Here is a 1,371-nt window from a genome sequence, read left to right on the forward strand (position 1 = left end):
GCTCCCGTATTGATTTCTTCTTCTCCGAGTTCTTCAAGTATCTCGGTACCTGAAGCCGACTTATTACCTATTACTCTCTTACCGCATCTTTTTTCAAGTTCGTCTATAAGCTCCTTCGGAAAACCTGTATCTGTAAATGTCTGAAACGGCTTTTCGATTCTAAGACCCATCATCTCCCAGTGACCGGTCATAGTATCCTTACCGTTACTCATCTCTTCCATTCTGCAAAATCTTCCAAGCGGCTTTTCTACTCCGCTTTCTCCTTCAACCGGATGAAGATTGTACATTCCGAGCTTCTTTAGATTCGGAATATTCAGTTTGCCGTATTCTCTTACTATATGTCCGAAGGTATCGGTATTTGCATCTCCGAACTTAGCCGCATCAGGCATTGCACCGATACCTAAAGAATCCAAAACAACAACAAAAACTCTCTTATATTTCTTCATAATAATACCTGTTTGCTAAGCTCTTTTAAAAGCATATCCTTAATATCATCACTTGCAAAAGAAACTTCTATTGCATTCTTTATTCCCTGCAATATCTCTGTATCATTTATCATATTCTTGTTTTGCAAAAATAATATCTCATCTGTAATGCTTGTATTGCTGACCAATCTGTTATCAGTATTTACAGTGGCAAGCAAACCTCTTTTTATATAGTCCGAGTAAGGATAAATATCCTTTTTACCTACAGCCTTGGTCTGATAATTGCTTATCGGACACATCTCAATACCGATATGCCTCTCCTTCGCAAGACTTAAAAGTCTTTCATCATCTCTCATGGCGATACCATGTCCGATTCTTTTGGCACCGTACTCTATAGCACCCTCTATATTGGACTTAGGTCCGGCTTCACCTGCATGAATTGTAAAGTTCATACCCAGATCTTTGGCATATTTAAAAAGCTCAGAAAACTCTTTTATAGGATGATTTGCCTCGTCACCCGCCAAGTCAAGTCCTGCCACACCTGCATTGTAGTATTCTCTTGCAACTTTAAACATCGACTTACTTGATTCTATATCATGGTGAGTCATAGCACAGCATATGGCATTTCCGTATATACCGTAAAGCTTGTTGCCCTCTTTAATACCTGCCAGTACTGACTCTATAACGTCTTCTGTACTTAAGCTGTCCGTAACTGATAAAAGCGGCGCAAATCGTATCTCGATATACCTGACATTTTCATCTGCCGCAAGCTTCATCACCTCAAGAGCGGCCTGCTTTATATTTTCCTTTGAATTCATAGCGCTTAGCGGAATATCGAATTTCTCAAGATATTCCACCAAACTTGAACACTCCATGCTGACTGAGAGTTCATCCATACTGAATTTTCTGCCCAGAGTATTTTCAAGGAATGTCTTTGAAAGTGAGC

The 1,371-nt window shown here is 39.7% G+C and carries 1 protein-coding gene and 1 pseudogene; both read right to left on the bottom strand.

Annotated elements, in window-relative coordinates; all coding sequences use genetic code 11:
• Positions 1-446: pseudogene (locus tag ACO6FI_RS11595) on the bottom strand (phosphopentomutase); the annotation flags it as partial.
• Positions 443-1,371: adenosine deaminase (add, locus tag ACO6FI_RS11600; protein ID WP_485457466.1), on the bottom strand; the 929-nt coding region annotated here is incomplete at its 5' end. The gene add and the pseudogene ACO6FI_RS11595, both read right to left, overlap by 4 nt.

The organism is Lachnoanaerobaculum sp. (genome assembly GCF_057250505.1).